This is a genomic window from Microvirga pakistanensis, assembly GCF_004458765.1.
Lineage (GTDB): Bacteria > Pseudomonadota > Alphaproteobacteria > Rhizobiales > Beijerinckiaceae > Microvirga > Microvirga pakistanensis.
In genome coordinates this window covers 117,620-132,919 of the sequence record NZ_SPJX01000185.1, presented here as the reverse complement: position 1 = coordinate 132,919, position 15,300 = coordinate 117,620, and the positions used below count along the sequence as shown (strand labels likewise).

At 64.4% G+C, this 15,300-nt stretch carries 16 protein-coding genes; 7 read left to right on the top strand and 9 right to left on the bottom strand.

The window, feature by feature from the left end:
* Positions 1 to 255: 255 nt before the first annotated feature.
* The 5 genes from E4K09_RS30845 to E4K09_RS10620 all read right to left on the bottom strand — a co-directional run bounded on the left by E4K09_RS30845 (position 256) and on the right by E4K09_RS10620 (position 4,950).
* On the bottom strand, positions 256 to 762 hold the full coding sequence (locus E4K09_RS30845; protein WP_134496726.1) for an HU family DNA-binding protein: 507 nt from the start codon (positions 760 to 762) through the stop codon (positions 256 to 258).
* 282 nt (positions 763 to 1,044) lie between these two features.
* Positions 1,045 to 2,025 carry a D-erythronate dehydrogenase gene (denD, locus tag E4K09_RS10635; protein ID WP_134496724.1) on the bottom strand — a complete coding sequence of 327 codons (981 nt, stop codon included), beginning with the start codon at positions 2,023 to 2,025 and terminating at the stop codon, positions 1,045 to 1,047.
* Between the two features lie 98 nt (positions 2,026 to 2,123).
* A complete protein-coding gene (locus tag E4K09_RS10630; RefSeq protein WP_134496723.1) occupies positions 2,124 to 3,134 on the bottom strand; it encodes a TRAP transporter substrate-binding protein in 1,011 nt (336 codons plus the stop codon).
* A gap of 38 nt (positions 3,135 to 3,172) precedes the next feature.
* Positions 3,173 to 4,456 (bottom strand): TRAP transporter large permease subunit, encoded by a 1,284-nt coding sequence (locus E4K09_RS10625; RefSeq protein ID WP_134496722.1) that lies wholly within the window; start codon positions 4,454 to 4,456, stop codon positions 3,173 to 3,175.
* Complete coding sequence (locus tag E4K09_RS10620; RefSeq protein ID WP_166802263.1) at positions 4,453 to 4,950, bottom strand: TRAP transporter small permease; 498 nt, start codon at positions 4,948 to 4,950, stop codon at positions 4,453 to 4,455. Before E4K09_RS10620 ends, E4K09_RS10625 begins: the two co-directional genes overlap by 4 nt.
* A gap of 310 nt (positions 4,951 to 5,260) precedes the next feature.
* Between E4K09_RS10620 and E4K09_RS10615 the strand changes: the two genes are divergently transcribed.
* Both E4K09_RS10615 and E4K09_RS10610 read left to right on the top strand, forming a co-directional pair.
* The gene (locus E4K09_RS10615) at positions 5,261 to 6,460 is read left to right on the top strand and encodes a mandelate racemase/muconate lactonizing enzyme family protein (RefSeq protein WP_134496720.1); all 1,200 of its coding nucleotides are present in this window, start codon (positions 5,261 to 5,263) and stop codon (positions 6,458 to 6,460) included.
* A gap of 49 nt (positions 6,461 to 6,509) precedes the next feature.
* A complete protein-coding gene (locus E4K09_RS10610) occupies positions 6,510 to 7,886 on the top strand; it encodes an FAD-binding oxidoreductase (RefSeq protein WP_134496719.1) in 1,377 nt (458 codons plus the stop codon).
* 88 nt (positions 7,887 to 7,974) lie between these two features.
* Here the strand turns inward: E4K09_RS10610 and E4K09_RS10605 are convergent, their stop codons facing one another.
* Both E4K09_RS10605 and E4K09_RS10600 read right to left on the bottom strand, forming a co-directional pair.
* On the bottom strand, positions 7,975 to 8,538 hold the full coding sequence (locus E4K09_RS10605; protein WP_134496718.1) for a hypothetical protein: 564 nt from the start codon (positions 8,536 to 8,538) through the stop codon (positions 7,975 to 7,977).
* A gap of 226 nt (positions 8,539 to 8,764) precedes the next feature.
* Positions 8,765 to 9,400 carry a GDSL-type esterase/lipase family protein gene (locus tag E4K09_RS10600; RefSeq protein ID WP_134496717.1) on the bottom strand — a complete coding sequence of 212 codons (636 nt, stop codon included), beginning with the start codon at positions 9,398 to 9,400 and terminating at the stop codon, positions 8,765 to 8,767.
* 227 nt (positions 9,401 to 9,627) lie between these two features.
* On the opposite strand from E4K09_RS10600, the gene E4K09_RS10595 reads away from it, so the two are divergent.
* On the top strand, positions 9,628 to 9,852 hold the full coding sequence (locus tag E4K09_RS10595; protein ID WP_134496716.1) for a hypothetical protein: 225 nt from the start codon (positions 9,628 to 9,630) through the stop codon (positions 9,850 to 9,852).
* A gap of 36 nt (positions 9,853 to 9,888) precedes the next feature.
* Here the strand turns inward: E4K09_RS10595 and E4K09_RS10590 are convergent, their stop codons facing one another.
* A complete protein-coding gene (locus E4K09_RS10590) occupies positions 9,889 to 10,140 on the bottom strand; it encodes a hypothetical protein (protein WP_134496715.1) in 252 nt (83 codons plus the stop codon).
* A 121-nt stretch (positions 10,141 to 10,261) separates the two neighbouring features.
* On the opposite strand from E4K09_RS10590, the gene E4K09_RS10585 reads away from it, so the two are divergent.
* The 4 genes from E4K09_RS10585 to E4K09_RS10570 all read left to right on the top strand — a co-directional run bounded on the left by E4K09_RS10585 (position 10,262) and on the right by E4K09_RS10570 (position 12,927).
* On the top strand, positions 10,262 to 10,636 hold the full coding sequence (locus tag E4K09_RS10585) for an SPW repeat domain-containing protein (RefSeq protein ID WP_134496714.1): 375 nt from the start codon (positions 10,262 to 10,264) through the stop codon (positions 10,634 to 10,636).
* A 70-nt stretch (positions 10,637 to 10,706) separates the two neighbouring features.
* Complete coding sequence (locus E4K09_RS10580) at positions 10,707 to 10,916, top strand: hypothetical protein (RefSeq protein ID WP_134496713.1); 210 nt, start codon at positions 10,707 to 10,709, stop codon at positions 10,914 to 10,916.
* Positions 10,917 to 10,961: 45 nt separating this feature from the next.
* Positions 10,962 to 12,083 carry an FUSC family protein gene (locus E4K09_RS10575; protein WP_134496712.1) on the top strand — a complete coding sequence of 374 codons (1,122 nt, stop codon included), beginning with the start codon at positions 10,962 to 10,964 and terminating at the stop codon, positions 12,081 to 12,083.
* 1 nt (position 12,084) lies between these two features.
* Positions 12,085 to 12,927: an alpha/beta hydrolase gene (locus tag E4K09_RS10570; RefSeq protein WP_134496711.1), complete on the top strand. Its 843-nt coding sequence runs from the start codon at positions 12,085 to 12,087 to the stop codon at positions 12,925 to 12,927.
* A gap of 5 nt (positions 12,928 to 12,932) precedes the next feature.
* On the opposite strand, the gene E4K09_RS10565 is transcribed toward E4K09_RS10570, so the two are convergent.
* Positions 12,933 to 14,774, bottom strand: coding sequence for an adenine deaminase (locus E4K09_RS10565; protein WP_134496710.1), 1,842 nt, complete (start codon positions 14,772 to 14,774; stop codon positions 12,933 to 12,935).
* Positions 14,775 to 15,300 lie beyond the last annotated feature (526 nt).

Genomic DNA, 15,300 nt, shown 5'->3' with positions numbered 1-15,300 from the left:
CAGCGAGGCCGGCGCGGTTGGCGGGGGCGGTGCTGAAAGACAGAGCTCCGCCTCCGCTCGATCCGGCGCAATTCTTGTCTTTGACGGTTGGCGCGGTCCCGGAGCATGCTCACGGCAATCCGTATTGGCCCTCAGCAGCGAGCACGACGACGTTCGGTCACGCGGAGCTCACGAGGGGGAAGACGAGCGTCGTCGCTCGCTATGGTCGAGCGACAGCGGTGCGGCTTGTGGTGACGCCGCACCGCCGTGCAGATCTCAGATCGATTCCTTCAGGTCCTTGGCGGCGCGGAAGGCGATCTTCTTCGAAGCCTTGATCTTCACGGGCTCGCCGGTCTGCGGGTTGCGGCCCATGCGGGCGGCGCGTTTGCGCACCTGCAGGATGCCGAGGCCGGTCAGGCGGATCTTCTCGCCCTTCTTCAGGCTCTTCGCGATGAAGTCGACGACCTGGGTCATCATCTCGTTCGCCTGGCGCTTCGGCAACTCGTGCATCTCCGAGAGCGCCTCGGCGATGTGACGAAGCGTCAGAATCCCGTTCGACGCGGTCGGGCCCTTCACCGACTTCTTCACGGCCTTTGCAGGGGCCTTCGAAGCGGCGGCCTTGGCGGGCGTCTTGGCGGCGGACTTCGCAGCCGTCTTGGTCGTCTTCGCGGCGACCGTCTTGGCGGCTGCCGTCTTGGCGGCCGCCTTCTTGGCCGGAGCCTTGGTTGCCTTGCTCGCTGCGGCCTTGCGGGCCGGGGCTTTCTTGGTTGCAGTCTTTGCCACTGGAAACTCCTTTCACGAGGCCATACGCGTATTTAGCACTATCTGCATAGTGATTGGGAACAAAGTTCCAAGTTGTCAGGGTGCCGTTTCCACAAGGCAAATTCCATAAGAAGACGCAAATCGCGTTGAAATCCGCCGGTCAGAGCATTTTGCCGTGAAGTGGATCCGCTCCGGCGCCCCAAAGGAGCGAGCTGATTCCGCGCAAGTGGAAACGGCGCTCGTCGCCGACCACGCTCCACCGACACGAAAGAAAAGAGCGTCGGGGCGCGGCGACCATGGCGATCAACCCGCGATCTTGCCTCCGAGTTCATCCTCGACGTGCAGGCGGATGATCTCGTCGAAGCTCTTTTCCGCTTTGAAGCCGAGGCTCTCGGCGCGACTGGCGTCGAACCGGCGCGGCCATCCGGCCACCATGCGCATGATGGCGGGATCGGGCTCGCGGCGGATCCGGGAAGCGACCTTGTCTCCGGCGATGCGCCGCAGGGCATCGATCTGCTCCGCAACGGTGACGGAAACGCTCGGCATGGTGAGATTGCGGCGTGGTCCGATCGCCGCGGTGTCCATGGTCGCCGCATGCATGAGGAAACCCACGGCGGAGCGAGGCGAAGCATGGGCATGACGCACATCCTCCGGCACCGGCAGCACCGCCTCCTGCCCGCTCAATGGCTCGCGAATGATGCTCGAGAAGAAGCCGGACGCCGCCTTGTTGGGCTTGCCAGGACGCACGCAGATCGTCGGGAGGCGGATGCCGATGCCGTCGAAGAAGCCGCGTCGCGTGTAATCGGCGAGCAGCAGCTCGCCGATGGCCTTCTGCGTGCCGTAGCTGGTGAGCGGCGTGAGAAAGAACTCGTCGCCGATGGCCTCCGGGAACGGCGCGCCGAACACCGCGATGGAAGACGTGAAGACCACCCGCGGGCAATAGCCGTCGCCCACTTGGCGGATGGCGTCGAACAGGGAGCGGGTTCCGTCGAGATTGATCCGGTAGCCCTTCTCCAGATCGGCTTCGGCCTCGCCGGACACGATGGCCGCGAGATGGAAGATGATGTCCGGGCGGCTCGCCACGAGCCTCTCGGCCTGGCCGGCCTGCGAGAAGTCGGACGTGAGAGCCGTTGTTTCGAACGGGGCCTGCGGAACGGCGGGCTCGACCACGTCGTGCAGGATCATGCGGGTGATCGCCCGTCCGTTCAGGTGCCCCTCTTCGACGAGCCGTTCGGTGAGCTTCCGGCCGACCATTCCGGCGGCCCCGAGAATGAGAATCTGCATCGATGAATATCTTTTGAAAATGGGGCGTCCAACGACGGCTCACGCCGCGCGGAGCGCTGAGGCTCCGGGCGGCGTGATTCCAACAGGGCCGGGATGCGTTACTTCTTGCGCATCTTGTCGAGTTCGTCCTGCATCATCTTCACCGTCTCCGGGCCGATGGTGGAGGCGTGCTTTTCCCACACGGCCTTCGCCTGCTCGCGCATGCGGTTGGCCTCCTGCTCGTTCAGCTCGTTCACGATGACGCCCGCTCCCCTGATCTTCTGGAGGGAGGCCTGGCCCAGCTCGCGGGACACCTTGCGCTGCTCGTCGCGGCCGACGGCGGCGCATTCGCGCAAGGCCGCCTGCTCGTCCTTCGACAACCCGTCCCACAGCCTCTTGGAGTAGAGCACCAGGAACGGCGTGTAGGCGTGGCGGGTGACCGACAGGTACTTCTGCACCTCGTAGAACTTGGAGGTGTCAATGGTCACGAACGGGTTTTCCTGTCCGTCGATCGCCTTGGTCTCGAGCGCCGTGAACACTTCGCCGAAGGCCATCGGGACCGCGTTCGCGCCCATGTTCTTGAACGTGTCGAGGAACACGTTGTTCTGCATGACGCGGACCTTCAGGCCCTTGAAGTCTTCCCACTTCTCCACCGGGCGGCGGGAATTCGTGAGGTTGCGGAAGCCGTTCTCCCAATAGGCCAGGTTGACGAGGCCCACGCTTTCGAGCTTCGCGTCGATGTGCTTGCCGAAGGCGCCGTCGAGGATGGTGTCGGCTTCCTTTTCGTTGGCGAAGAGGAACGGCAGGTCGAAGACGCCGAGATCCGGCAGAATGCCTATGAGCGGCGAACTCGACGTGACGACCATCTCCTGCGTGCCCGAGCGCAGGGCCTGGGTTGCCTGAAGGTCGCCGCCCAGGGCGCCGCCCCAGAAGCCCTGAACCTTCAGCTTGCCGCCCGACTTGTCGGCCAGGCAGGCCTTGAATTTGTCGACGCCCTTCCCGTTCGGATGATCCTCGTTCACGCCGTTGGACAGGCGGATGTTCCGCTCCGTGAACTGGGCGGCGGCCGGAAGCGTCGACAGGAGCGTGACCGCGACGCCCGCGGCGAGCGCATATTTCAATGTCTTCATGGTAGTTTCCTCTCTTTACGGTTCTTCTTTCCGTCTGGTCACCGTCCCCGCAGCCATGACAGAGGCACCATCACGAGGTCGGGGAAAACGATGAGCAGGACGAGCACGATGAGCTGCGCGATCAGGAAGGGATTGACGCCCTTGATCACGGCTCCCATCGGGACGCGAGCGACGCCGCTCACCACGTTGAGCACGATGCCCACCGGCGGCGTGATCAGCCCGATTGCATTGTTGATGATGAACAGGACGCCGAAATAGACGGGGTCGATCCCCGCCTGCTTCACGATGGGCATGAGGACCGGCGTCAGGATCAGCACCGTCGGTGAAAAGTCCAGGGCCGTGCCCACGATCACCACCAGGAACATCAGGGCGAACATGAGCAGGGTCTTGTTGCCCATGAGCGGCTCGATGAATGTGCTGATCTCCGCAGGGATGTTCGCCTGGGTGATGAGCCAGGCGGAGACCAGCGCGGCGGCCACGAGGAACATCACCACGGCAGTTGTCTTCGCCGCCGTCAGGAAGACGCCGTAGAGCATGGAGGGCTTCAGCTCGCGATAGACGAACATGCCGATCACGAGCGCATAGACCGCCGCCAGCACGGCCGCTTCCGTCGGCGTGACGATGCCCCATTTGATGCCCCCCAGGATCATCACCGGCATCAGCAGGGCGAAGAAGCCGTCGACGAAGGCTTTCCCGCGCTCCCGCATAGTCGTCCGCGGAGTTGTCTGCAGCTTGTCCTTCCGGCTGACGAACCACCAGGCGACGACGAGCGACAGCCCCATCATCAGACCCGGGGCGACGCCCGCGAGGAACAGCTGCGAGATCGACACGTTGGCCGCCACGCCGAAGATGATGAAGCCGATGGACGGCGGGATCACGGGCGCAATGATGCCGCCCGCCGCGATGAGGCCGGCCGACCGAGGGATATTGTAGCCCGCGTCCCGCATCATCGGGATCAGGATGGCCGCAAGCGCCGCCGTGTCGGCCGCCGCCGAGCCTGACAGGGCGGCGAGAATCAGCGCCGCGACGATGGCCACGTAGCCCAGCCCGCCATGGATGTGCCCCAGGCACGCGAGGGCGAAGTTGACGATCCGCTTCGACAGGCCGCCCACGTTCATCAGCTCGCCGGCCAGAAGGAAGAACGGGACCGCCAGCAGCTGGAAGTTGTCCGCGCCGATGATCATGTTCTGCGCCACGATCTGGCTGTCGAAATTGCCGAGCCAAAGCATGAGCGCGAGCGCGCAGACGATGAGCGCGAAGGCGATCGGCATGCCCAGCGCCATGGCGCCGAGCAGGGAGAAAAGGAAAACGAGGATCGTCACTCGAGCCGCTCCCTCAGCGCATGGGCCTCATCGTCGCTGTAGTCCCCGGCGAAAGCCCGGAGTTCGTGCTCGGTGATCCGACCCGTGAGCACCCGCAGAATTCGGAAAGCAGCCATCAGGCCCAGGCCGAGGCTTGTGAAGTACCCGACGCCATAGATCCAGAGCATGGAGATCTCGGTGATCGGGGCATAGTTCGTGGCGTTGATCTCCGCCTGCAGCCAGGTTCCCCAGAAGAACACCACGCAGCAGACGATCACGAAGACGTCCGACAGGATCATGCAGACCTTGCGGCCGGCGTCCCCGAGTTTGGACACGAGGGTTTCGACCCCCAGATGGGCGTTCTCCCGGCCGACCACCACGGCGCCGATGAAGGTCAGCCAGACGAAGAAGAAGCGGGACAGCTCCTCCGACACGTCGATGCCCGTGTCGAAGAGGTAGCGCAGCACGACATTGCCGAACACCATGACGACCATGCCGGCCAGCAGAAGGACCATGATTCCTTCCAAGCCTTTGAAAAAGAAGGCCCCTACCCTGTTCACGGCTCCTCCACCCTGTCTTATCGGTTTGGTACTATTCTGTTCGTCGGGGAGGATTATTCAAGCCGAGTGGGGTCGAAGCCGGATCAGCTAATGGTATGAGACGCCTGCACCGCATCATTGTTGCGCGTCGGACTTGATGATATTCGGCCTCGAAGCGGCCGGCAGTGGATCTCAGGGCGCCCGCGTGCATATCCTTTCAGGCGCACCGTGACCCGTTGCTCCCGTCCCCCGGCCCGCTCCGGAGGCGCAACTCCAGGAGAGTCCCATGAAGATCACCCGTGTCGAGACCATCCGGCTTCGGGAGTTCGCGAACATCGTCTGGGTGCGCCTTCACACGGACGAGGGCATCGTGGGCCTGGGCGAGACCTTCATGGGGGCGGCCGCCGTCGAGGCCTACATCCATGAGACCGTGGCGGCGAAGCTGATCGGGCGCGATCCTCTTCAGATCGAAGGAATCAACCGCGATCTGCAGACCTATCTCGGGTGGCGCTCCGCGGGCGTGGAGACCCGTGGCAACTCGGCCGTCGACATCGCCCTGTGGGACATCTTCGGCAAGGCCCATGGCAAGCCCGTCTGCGACATGCTGGGCGGCCGCTCGCGCGACCGGATCCGCGTGTACAACACCTGCGCCGGCTACCGGTACATCCGTGACGGCCGCGCGCAAAAGGTGGCGAACTGGGGCGTCGGAGAGGCCGAAGGCGACTACGAGGATCTCGAAGCCTTCCTGAACTGCGCCGACGATCTCGCCCACTCGCTTCTGGAGCAGGGCATCACCGGCATGAAGATCTGGCCCTTCGACGTCGCGGCCGAGCGCAGCAACGGCTACGACATCACGCCGGGGGAGCTGCGAACCGCCCTCGAACCCTTCGCGAAGATCCGCAAGGCCGTGGGCGACAGGATGGACATCATGGTGGAGTTCCACTCCCTGTGGAGCCTGCCCATGGCCAAGAAGCTCGCAGACGCGCTCGCGGAGTTCGACACCTATTGGCACGAGGATCCGTTCCGCCTCGACAATATCGGCGACCTGAAGGAATACGCGCGGCATTCGAAGGCATGGGTCTGCGCCTCGGAGACCCTGTCCTACACCCACGCCTTCCGGGAATATCTCGAAACCGGCGTGGCGGGCGTGGCCATGCTTGACCTGTCCTGGTGCGGTGGTTTGACGGAAGCGCGCAAGATCGCGGCCTTGGCGGAAGCCTGGCATGTTCCCGTCGCGCCGCACGACTGCACCGGACCGGTGGTTTACGCCGCGTCCTGCCATTTCTCCCTGCACGCGCGCAATGCGCTCATCCAGGAAAGCGTCCGGGCCTTCTATACCGGATGGTATACGGAACTCGTGACCGAGCTCCCGACCGTCGCGAAGGGAGAGGTCACCGTGAACATGAAACCGGGTCTCGGGCTTGAATTGCTGCCGGAGATCTGGAAGCGCCCGGACGCCATCGTGCGCGTGACCGATGCGGTCTGAGCACCAGCGTTTCCGACCGGACAAAGACTTTTTTGGAAGACGCAACCCGATGAGCACAGTCGTTGAAGCCCTCGTCGCCGCCCTGGGCCCCCAGATTCGCCTCGGCGCCGACATCCCTGCCCGCAACCACGCCGATGCCAGCGGCCTGGAGCCGACCGTGCCCCAGGCCCTGATCCTTCCCCAGACCACCGAAGACGTCGCGACGGCCCTGCGGATCTGCCATGAGCACAACCAACCCGTCGTTACCCAGGGCGGCCTGACGGGGCTCGCGGGCGGCGCCCATCCGCAGGCGGGAGAGATCGCGCTCTCCCTCGAACGCATGAACGGGATCGAGGAAGTCGACGCGGCCAGCGCGACCCTCACGGCTCTTGCGGGCACCCCTCTCGCCGTCGTTCAGCAGGCCGCCGAGAACGCGGGCTTCCTCTGCGGAATCGATCTCGGTGCCCGCGGCACCTGCACCATCGGCGGCAACGCTGCCACCAATGCCGGCGGCAACCAGGTGCTGCGCTACGGCATGACCAGGCGCAACATCCTGGGGCTGGAGGCGGTGCTGGCCGACGGCACGGTCGTGCGCTCGCTCAACAAGATGCTGAAGAACAATGCGGGATACGACTGGACGCAGCTCTTCATCGGCAGCGAGGGAACGCTCGGCATCATCACGCGCGTCGTGATCGGTCTCCATCCCAAACCGCAAGCCGTGCAGACGGCCCTCTGCGCCGTGGGCAGCTTCGAGGATGCCCTCGCGGTGCTGCGCCAATTCCAGCAGGCCCACCCGGGACGCCTCCTCGTCTTCGAGGCCATGTGGCGGGAGTTCATGACGGTCGCGACCCGGATCTGCGGCCTTCCGGCCGCCTTCGATGAGGAGCACGATCTGACCCTGCTGATCGAGGCCGACATGGGCGAAGAACCCGCAGGCACGGAGGCCTTCTCGACGCTTCTCGCCGAGTTCTACGAACAGGGCCTCATCACGGATGCGGTCGTCGCCCAATCGCGGGCCGACCGGAACCGCTTCTGGGCCTACCGGGAGACGCCCTACGAGTACGGCCGCTTCCTGCCGGAGGAAATCCGCTTCGACGTCAGCGTGCCTCTCGACCGCATGACGGAGGCCGTGGAGCACCTGCGCCAGGAGATGCCCAAGCAATATCCGGACGCGGTCTATGTGGTGTTCGGTCATGTGGCGGACAGCAACATCCACATCAACGTGGCCATCCGCGACATGACGAGCGAGACCAAGACAGGCGTTCAGGGCCTCGTCTACGATCTCGTGTCGCGGCTCGGGGGATCCATCTCCGCCGAGCACGGAATCGGACGCATCAAACGTCCCTATCTCTCCCTGAGTCGCTCCGACGCCGAGCTGGCGCTCATGGCCCGGATGAAACGCACCCTCGACCCGCAGGGCATCCTCAATCCGGGACGGGTTCTTTGACCGCGGGGAATCGTCGCTCAAGCCCCACGAAATGAAAAGGCCGCCTCTCGGAGGCGGCCTCGCGTCGATGACCGGTCGTCGCGATCGATCAGTAGCGATAATTCACCCGAACAGGCCGGCGCTCGCGGATGGAGCCGGTGGTCACCACGTCGCGACGGACCGCGCGGACGACGCGGGCGGGCCTGCCGTCGCGACGGTAGACGACCCGCGTCCGATATTGCGGCTGACGGTAGACGACCCGGGTGCGATAGGCCGGCTGCCGATAAACGACCCGGGTGCGATAAACCGGTGGAGCATAGACCACGCGGGTCGCGACCGGGGCGGCGTAATAGCCGTAGTTGTATGGATAGTCGTAGCCGTAGCCATAGCTGTAGGCCGGAGCGCTGTAGCCATAGCGGTAGCCGTAAGCTGGATAGCCATAGCCGTAAGCGGGATAACCATAGGCCGGGGTCGCAGCGGCGCTGATCAGGCCGCCGAGGACAGCGCCACCGATGAGGCCGGCGGCGAGCGCACCGCCATTGCCCCAGCCGCGATGATGATGGTGGTGGTAACCGCCACGCCAGCCGTCGCGATAGACCCTCTGAGCTTGAGCCGAGCCGATGCTTGCGACGGTCAGCAAGGCGGCGCTCGAGAGCAGGATCACCTTCTTCATGACAAACCTCATACCAAAATGGTGAGCACCATTCGTGCCTAATCAAGCTTGTAAGTTGAAAAAGGTTTCACGCCCAACGATTACTAAGCAAAAGTGTCGCGATTACCATTCATATGGCGTTCATACTGCACTACAATAACTTGGATGCTGCCAAGCAGCTCCGAGAGCAAGTAATCGCGTCTTTTTCCCTGATCTTCAGATGCTCCGGGCCGGGCTACGCTGCCGCTTACTCGGCATAGACCTGCGACCGAGGAAAGATGGTGTTCCCCGCTACCGCCTGCACGATCGCATTCGCGATCTTGGCGCCGCCGATCGCCGAGGGTTCGATCGGGTTCGCATAATCCTCGTGCTGATTGCAGATCAGCCGCAGGTCGATCAAGGCGAGCCTTCTGCCGAAGGTTTCGCGCGTGATGACATCGTTGAAGACCGACAGAGCCGTCGCCGCCTGGCGCTGTTCCTCCTGGTCGGGAAAGCGTCCGTCATAGATCGTGCAGAGCGCGGTCGGGAGACGGCGGCTCATGACCTGATCCAGCATCTTGCGGTAGCTGCGCGCAAAGGAATCCCGGACATCCGCAATACGGCTCATCACCTCCGCCACCGAACGGGCGCTTTCCCTCAGAATTCCACTCGCGCCGAGCGCATCGTTGCCACCGATGCTCAGGATCAGGTGACTGGCATCGCTCGGCACATGGGCAAGCTGGCGCTCCACGCCCGCCGTGATTGCTCCGTCGACAGCGTTGCTGGTGGCGCGCCAGGATTCCGGAAGCCTCGCCTGAACCTGAGCCAGGACATCGGGCTCCCCAGGTTTCACATAGGCACCATTGTCGAACACGCTGTCGCCGAGCAGAACCACGTGGTTCATGGATCCGTCCTCATCTGCTCCACGCAATACTAAATAACATGGCCCAAAGGAGCGGCCTTGACAACAGAACATCCACGACGATCGAACTTTCGGTTGAGCGATGCCCAGCAAGGCAACCAAGTCGGAAGGACCCGTGTTCCTCAGCCTTCCGGGCCCGGTGGCCTGAGGAACAGCATGGGGCAGGCGACGTTGATCTGCAGAGGCGATCACGCCTGGGAGGATGACTCATGATCGAGACCATCAAGGTATCGTTGCTGACGATGATGCTGACGGCCTGGAGCGCCCTTGCCATGGCGCAGGCCCCAACCGGCGGAACGGCCGCACCGGGCGATGCGGGAGCCGCCGGGGACGGTGAGACGAGCACCTGGCTGTGGGTCGTTCTGGCGGTGGTCGTGATCGCCGCGCTGCTCTACTACTTCCTGGGACGCGGTCGCCGCACCACACGGATCTGAGCGCCGCAGACGATCCGTATTCCTTGAAGCTGGCGCTCATGCGCCGGCCTGAAAGAATGGCCTGAAGTTTTCGAGCCACGCCACAAGCCAATGTTCGAGGGCGGCCTTCGCAGCATCCTCCGTGGATCCATAGCCCCAGACGTCCTCCTGCAGGGGCGTCGACCAGATCCAGAACCGGTTGCTGCCGTCATAGGCGACGCTGCCGACCTCGACCGCCCCTACGAAGCCCATGTGACGCTTGAGTGGCACGCCGGCCACCTCGTCCTGCTGCCATCGAATTCTGCTCATCAAGGCGATCTAGCGCATCGTGCGAAAAAGTGGACCCGGTTCTCGCTGACGCGGCCCTTCGGGTCGCTCGCGCGGGAACAGGCCCTGCCCCATGACGTTGGCGAGGAGCAAGGACCGAACGATGCGTTTTCTTCCCACCAGCGTTCACGGCGCGATCGACTATCTCTGGGGTGTAGCGCTTCTTGCGGCTCCCTGGCTGTTCGGCTTCGCGGATGTGACCGCAGCGACATGGACCGCCGTCGTGTTCGGCGCGGGAGCGATCCTTTATTCCATGCTCACAGCCTACGAGCTCGGGGTCGTGCGCCTCCTGCCCATGTCGCTGCACCTGATGCTGGACGGCGCCGCAGGCGCGCTCCTGGCAGCTTCGCCCTTCCTGCTCGGCTTCTCAGACCGGGTTTACCTGCCCCATGTCCTTTTCGGGCTCTTCTCGGTCGTGGCAAGCCTCGTCACCCGCATGGAGGTCACCCTTGCCACCGGGCATCGCGAGCCCGTCTGACTACCTCCTCTCCTCCACTTGCCGGGAGAATCGTTAGGGAGTAACATCGCATCCTTCCAGGGAGGCGACGATGTTCGACCATGCCGTTCAGGTCAGCGAAGCGCATAGACAAGGCGCAAGCCAGATTCAGGGGGTTCTCCGGATGGCCATGAAAGGCTGCCCGGAATGCCGCACCATGCAGATGATCGCCTCGCCGGAGCTCGGCCTTTGCGCCGATTGCGGCTCCAGCCTTCAGGTGCTGGAAACCGACGCGCAGATCTCTCAAGTTCACGGCGCATAGCCCGATCGGCGAACCACCCCCTATGCTCTGCGTTCGGAGAATCGCATGGCATTGACAGGGTGGATCGACAGGGCGGCGGGACGGATCGGTGCGCGGCAGGCGGAGATGAAGCTCGCCCTGCGCGTGACCATCGCGGGCACCCTTGCCTTCGCCATTACGAAGTTCTTCAATCTCCCCCAGGGCTATTGGGCGGCCATCACCGCCGTGGTGATCACGCAGGCCAGCGTCGGCGGTTCCCTCAAAGCCGCCCTGGAACGGTTCCTGGGAACCTTCGCGGGAGCCGCCTATGGCGGCGCGGTCGCCGCGCTCATCCCTCACGGCTCGCCGCTCGGCACGGGCCTTGCCATCATCGTCAGCCTGTTTCCGCTGGCGCTTCTCGCCGCCGTCAAGCCGAGCTTCCGCGTGGCGCCCGTGACGGGGCTGATCATGCTCCTGCCGCCGGCAGGCCAGGCCATCGGTCCGGTGGCCGCCGCCATCGACCGGGTGGCGGAGATCACCCTCGGCAACATCGTCGGCATCGTCGTGTCCCTGTTCGTTCTGCCGGCGCGGGCGCATACGCTGATGACGGAAGCGGCAGCCCGGGTCGTCTCCCTCAACGCCGATCTGGTCGAGCTGCATGTTGGCGAGCTCGTCGCGGAACCGAAGGGCCGAGGCGCCCTGCAGACCATTCACCCGCAGATCCGCGCCGCCCTCAAGAAGGCGGAAGCCGCCGCCGAAGAGGCGGCGCGGGAACGCAAGAGCCATCTCACCGAAGCGGCCGACCCGGAGCCGCTGATCCGCACGCTCTATCGGGTGCGCCACGACCTCGTGATGATCGGCCGTGCCTCCGCCAATCCCTTGCCGGCGGGTCTCCTCGACAGGCTCGGCCCTTCGCTGAAAACGCTCCGGGACGAAACCTGCGCCCTGCTCCTGGGCATCGCGAAATCCCTGCGCACCCGCACGCCGCCGCCCGACACCGCAAACTTCGACGCGGCGGTCCATGCCTTCGTGTCCGAGACGGAATCCCTGCGCTCCCATGCGCTCTCCCAGGATCTCCCCTATGGCAGCTTCGGGCAGGTCTTCGCCCTCGGCTTCGCCTTCGAGCAGTTCCGGAAAAACGTGGAGGACCTGTTGGAACGCGCCGAGGAACTGGCCGCGCGTCGCTCCATCGAGACGGACGCGAGTTGATATGAGCGTTCCTGGTCATCCTAGGTCACACCGAATGTGGTTGCTTTACCTTATCCTTGGCGTCGCGCTTCTTTATGCCGGCTTGGTATCAGTTGCGGCGCTGTCGCAGACGAAAATGCTGTTTCCAGCCCAATTAGCGGCAGCCAGCAGCCCTGCCCTGCCCCGCTCTGCAGAGCGGCTAGAAGTGACCACGCCCGACGGCGAAAGATTGGTTGGCGTGCGGCTCGGCCGTACATCCGATGCCAAGCCTCTCCTCTTAGGTTTCGGCGGCAATGCGTGGAACGCGGACGCCATGGCGCTTTATGTCCATAGCCTTTTTCCCGATCACGAAGTGATTGCCTTCCACTATCGCGGCTACCCGCCGAGCACCGGCGAGCCGAGCGCCCAGACCTTGCTCGCCGACTCTCTGACCATCTTCGATCACGAGCAGCAGGTCCGGCCCCGCATGGTGGTCGCGGTCGGGTTCAGCATCGGCAGTGGCGTGGCGGCTTACCTCGCCCATCATCGTTCCCTCGCCGGATTGATCCTGGTCACGCCTTTTGATTCATTGAAAGCTCTGGCCCGGGAGCACTTCGCATGGGCTCCGACAAGTTTGCTCCTGCGCCATCATATGCCCACCATCGACCTTGTCCGCGATCGGCCGACACCCAGCGCCCTGATCGCAGCAGGACGGGATACGATTGTTCCGGCCCGGCGCAGCGAGCCCCTGAGAACCGCGATCCCCAATCTCGTTCTCGACCGAACCATTGCGGAAACCGGGCACAACGATCTTTACGATCACCCGGCGTTCGCGGCCGCCATGCGAGAAGCTATGGAACGCTTCGAGGCTCCAGCGCCTCGATAGCGCTCTCATTCTTCGTAGAGCGACACGAGCTCCATCTCGGGCACGAGCACGAGGCCCTTATCGGTGATCCGGATCTCCGGGATCACCGAGAGCGGGATCAGGTTGAAGCCCATATAGGGAATCCTGCAGCCCGCCCTGCCCCATGCCTCCTTCAGCGCGCGTGTTTCATCGGCGACCTCCGTCACGCGCTTGTCGGACAGAAGACCCGCGATCGGCAGCGGCACCATGGCGACGATCTCGCCCCGATCCACGATGCAGACGCCGCCCTGCGCCCCGATGAGCGCATCGAGAGCCACGCGCATGTCGGCCTCGTTGGTTCCGGCGACGATGATGTTGTGGGAATCATGCCCCACGCTGCTCGCGACGGCGCCGCTCTTCAGGCCGAAATCCTTGAGAAACCCGTGCGCTACGCCCTTGCCGCCGGTGCGCCCATGGCGCTCTATGACGGTGACGAAGGTGAGATCGTTCTTGGCGAGCAGAGCGTCCCAGCTCTCCTCCCGCTCCAGTCTCACCTTGTCGTGGAAGAGCACGATGCCCGGCAGCGCCACGCGGATCACGTTCGCGGTGCAGGCTTGCGTCGGAAGCTCCGGAACGAGTTTCGGAACGCTCGGAACATGCACCGTGCGGTAGGCGGCCTCCGGATAGCGGTAGCGGTTGGAGAGCGCCTGATCGAGAATGGGCGTGATCCTCCGGTTCTCGACGACGAGCTCGCCACCGTACCAGGTGTTCTGAACCTGCAGCTCGTCATCGAGCAGCACCATATCGGCGCGGCGTCCGCCGCCGAGACCGCCGATCTCCCCTTCCATGCCGAAACGCGTGGCGGGATGGAGCGAGCCCATGCTCCAGGCCTGCTCGCGGCCGAGCCCTGAGCGACGCGCCTCCCGCGTCACCCAATCCATGCCGAACATCATGAGATCGTCCGCGTCGCGGTCGTCCGTGCAGACGCAGATGCGCTTGTGCGAGGCCCCGAGCTCCGTGATGGTCTTGATGGCTTCCGGTAGAGAGTGCCACGGCGTCGTCGGAGGCCCGCCGCGCAGGAAGATCCAGATGCCCGCGTCGAGCAGGTCGTCGGCGATGTCGCGGTCGATAGCCTCGTGCGTGTCGGTGACGCCGCTCGCCGCATAAGCCGCCACGAACTCGCGTCCGTAGATGTGGCCGGAGACGGGCTTGCCGCGTTCGAGCGCGGCGGCCAGGATCGCATGGCTTCGTTCGTCACCCATGGTGACGGGCACGAAATCCATCTTCTCCCCGAGCGCCGCGGCTTCGGGCCAGCGGTCGAAGAGGGCGGCGATCTTTTCGGGCGTCAGGTCGCCGCCCGCGGTCTCGAGATCCGGCGACGTGGCAGGAACCGTGCTCGGCACGGTGAGGAAGATGGAGAGCGGCGCGTGCCGCGCATCCTCCAGCATCATCTCGATCCCGGCGGAATCCATCACGTTGCCGATCTCGTGGCTGTCGCAGAAGATCGTGGTGGTGCCGTTGAGCAGCGCCGCCTCCGCATAGGCGCAGGCCGTCACCATGCTGCTCTCGATATGGATGTGCGGATCGACGAGACCCGGGGCAATGATGCCTCCCCGCGCGTCGTAGACGCGCCCCGGCGTGCCGTTCACACTTCTGTGGGCGCCGGCCGGCTTCACCGCTGCGATGCGGCCGCCCGCGATCCACACCTCCCGTTCCTGCGCGATGCGCTCGCTGTAGGTCGAGAGAACCCGCGCGCCGGTGATGACCAGATCCGCAGGAGCCCGACCGGAGGCGACGTCGGCCAGCCGCCGGGTCATGGTGGACAAGGGCGCGACGGAAAACCGTGTCAGGGCCGATGTCGGCGGGAGTGAAGGCGTGCGCTGGTCCATGTCGATCCCCTCTTCTGGAGCATCGGCCTCGAAAGCGAACGCCGCTCAAGGCCCAACCGATGCTTCCTTGTTGCGCCGCGCATGGCCGGATCCGAAAACCGGTTCGGTCTTACGGCCGGTGCGCCCGAGCGATGCTCACCCGAGTCTTACCCAGCAGCATCGGCTATTCGTCCCAATAGTCTCGGGCAAGCTTCACGTGCAAGCTAAAGACCTGTGAACGTTCCCGATTCGCATTCCAGCCTGGCCGGACTGCGGATCATGCAGGAGGAAAGCTAGCGCATCGTGCGGAAAAGTGGACCCGGTTTTCGCCGACGCGGCCCTTCGGGTCCGCAGCAGACGATGCGCCATTTGAGGAAGGGGAGCCTGCTGAGAGCCGGGACAGGGTGGAGCAGCTCCCGCCGGCAATAAAAAAGCGCCTTGCGGCGCTGCTCGGTCTTTCGAGAAGGCTGGAGCTTGAAGAGGTGGCCGGCTGGAAGCGGTGTTGAGGAGGCAACGATCCGCCTCCAGCCTGGCCGAGCCCACGAAG